Here is a 2677-nt window from a genome sequence, read left to right as displayed (position 1 = left end):
CGCTCGATCATCATGTTACTAACGAAAAAAGCATCCATTCCAGGCATCTCACCCAAAGTCATCAAATCCTCCTTGAAGAGATGGTACTATAGATTAGTATAAAAAGGAGAAACATCTTTAATGATTTCTTTTGAAAAAGCTGTCTGTAGGGGAAGAATATCAATAGCTTCAGAATACTGCTGATGATTTAAATAATCAACAATAGCAAGACAATCTTTTTCTTCACCATCTACAACGAGCGTTGCTACTGGTTGATTCTCTCTAACAACCATCAATAGGTAAACCGTCCGAACACCCGTATTCTGTTGTAAGAATGAAATTAAAGGAGTTGTCAGCCAAGAATAATCTTTACTTGGAACCCCAAATGATACTTGCTTTTCCGTCGTATTCTGTCCGTAGAATAAAGCCGATGGAAGGACTACATTATCAGACATAGGGTTTAGAACAATTCCAGCTATTTGATGATTAGACAGAAGTAACTGTATACAATCAGATAGGCGAACAGATTCCAAACGAATTGAATTATTATCACTTATAGGCGGCAGTTGCTCTTCTTGACTCGTTAAAATCGGCAGATAAAAATTTTCTGTTCCATCCTGAATATGGAGAATGCGGAACGTCTGCTTATCTATCCATCTTATAGGGACGAACAGCGTCCATTTCTCCATATCTGAAAGAAGTTTCGACCTATTCTCTTCTGTTCGATTCGATGAAAAATGTTGTAAACTATCTTTTATGTTCATTCTTTTTCAATTCCTTATCTAAATCTTGAAGTAGGTAGATGATTTCTAAATTATAATTAGCAGTTGCATCTATCAACATACGTGCATGATCCTTAAGATGAACATTCGATGGGATAGTTTCTGTTTCCTTTATTGATCTAATAATGGTATAAAGAGTGTTAATTGCTCCTTTCTCCTGTATTTCTGAAGGATACTGTTCATCCATTATTTCTAAAATTTTATTGGCTATCTCTATTGATTTCATACTCATAATCTACTCCTTAATTAGGGACAGTCCTTACATTCACAACCCAATCCTGCGACCATCCCTGTGGTAATAATATTTGGTCCGCACCGCCTTTTAGAACAGTCCCTGATGAAGAAATCTTCTGTGGCGCAACTTTTCCAATACTCAGTGTTTCTCCTTTAGGAATTCGAATCTCTACTTCATACATTCGAGTATTTTTCCATTCGGGAAGTAATGCAGTATCAATCTTCGCTTGAATTCTATTTTTTGCAGGGCTGGAAGTTACAAAACTTCCCTCTTGTTTTGCATTCCCTCCAAATGTACGATAAACAGTTACTTCTTCTGTTGTCACTACCGTCCGATATTGTCCATCCTGAAATGAATCCACAATCCATGATGGAAGGTCAGCCTTCTCTATTATTTTTACACTACCATCAATACCTGTAGGGTATTTAATTTGATTTTCTTTTCTTAAATACTCCCCAAACTTCGAACTTTCCCGTGCAAGTCGACTTTGCCTAATATTTTCAAGAATCCGCTCTTTATCAAAGGGCTTCTCTGCCACTCTCACTACATCATCCGCATGTTTACTAAAGAACTGTCTAACCTCACGCAGAGTCTTACTCTCAACGCTGAAGGTAGGCATGGTTCCCATACCTCCCGCAAAGGCAAATGCCTTTTTACGAATGCCGACTGGGATTCGGGTGTCTAATAATTTCTCGCCAAATTTTCCAATGACATTATTGCTCTTCGCTAGGATATTGTCAACCTTTGAACCCCATTTTTCGACATTTGCGAGAATTCTTGCCTTGGTACTGTTCTTGGCTAACTGAATCATCTCAGCTGCCTTAGCTCCGAGTTTCGTGCCCTTAGCCATCTTACCTACAGCTGCTGGACCGACAAAAAGACTGGCAATCTCAAAGGTCAAGCCTCCTGCATCATAGGCATCCATATGGGTAACTTTATCCCAGAGGGCTTTCCCTGTCTCCTGAGCACGATAAGCTGCCTTATCCGCATAACTAGCATTGGGATCCTGACCACGCTGAGCCGCTCCTGGATCCGTCAGAGCAGTGTAAGTTCCTACTCCTAACTCCGCAAGGCTAGACAGGTTATCTGCCGTTCCTTGCAAGTCCCGCTTCATCCACTCTGGAGTTCGACCTCCTGTTAAGCGATTGACGCCATCAATACTAGCAATGCCAATGATCTGAGTCAAATCTACAGCTCCGATGGCAGTATCTGAAACCATACTTCCAGCTGAACCAATAAAACCTTCCGCAAACAGGAGTGTATCTTTCAAGTCCTGTGGAATAGGCAGATTTCGTGTTCCCTCAACAACATCGCCCCACCAGGAACCAATCCCATTCGAGCGATCCTTCAGCCAGGCTTGGATGGGGTGATGACGGCGATAAGAAGCTTCTCTCTCAGCGGCTTCTTGTTCTGCCTTGCGTTTAGCAGCCTCAATCGCTTCTGCCTTGGCTTTCGCATACTGCTGATCCATCTCATAAATCGCTTTACCGAGATCTTCATGCGCCACAAAGTCGGTCAAAATAGGATCACTATAACTCAGACTCTTCACTCTTCCAGCAGCTGCCATCTGGCTACTTAAAGCACTAAAAAGTTGCTTCGCACTGCTGGTTGTCGTCATCTTATCAAAGGCATTGACCTTATTCTTCGTATCCTGAACATACTTCCGAGCTGTCTGGGTATT

At 41.5% G+C, this 2677-nt stretch carries 2 protein-coding genes and 1 pseudogene; all 3 read right to left on the bottom strand.

Annotation, left to right across the window (positions count from 1 at the left end):
• Positions 1-86 precede the first annotated feature (86 nt).
• Positions 87-743 carry an enhanced serine sensitivity protein SseB C-terminal domain-containing protein gene (locus NMM25_RS10465; RefSeq protein ID WP_247930054.1) on the bottom strand — a complete coding sequence of 219 codons (657 nt, stop codon included), beginning with the start codon at positions 741-743 and terminating at the stop codon, positions 87-89.
• A complete protein-coding gene (locus NMM25_RS10460) occupies positions 727-993 on the bottom strand; it encodes a MerR family transcriptional regulator (protein WP_198459638.1) in 267 nt (88 codons plus the stop codon). Before NMM25_RS10460 ends, NMM25_RS10465 begins: the two co-directional genes overlap by 17 nt.
• A gap of 10 nt (positions 994-1003) precedes the next feature.
• A pseudogene (locus NMM25_RS10455) lies at positions 1004-2677 on the bottom strand (hypothetical protein); the annotation flags it as partial.

This window comes from Streptococcus sp. CF10-1, from assembly GCF_024295825.1.
Taxonomy (GTDB): Bacteria; Bacillota; Bacilli; order Lactobacillales; family Streptococcaceae; genus Streptococcus.
The sequence above is the reverse complement of the archived record's forward strand: the minus strand, read 5'-3'. Positions and strand labels throughout refer to the sequence as shown.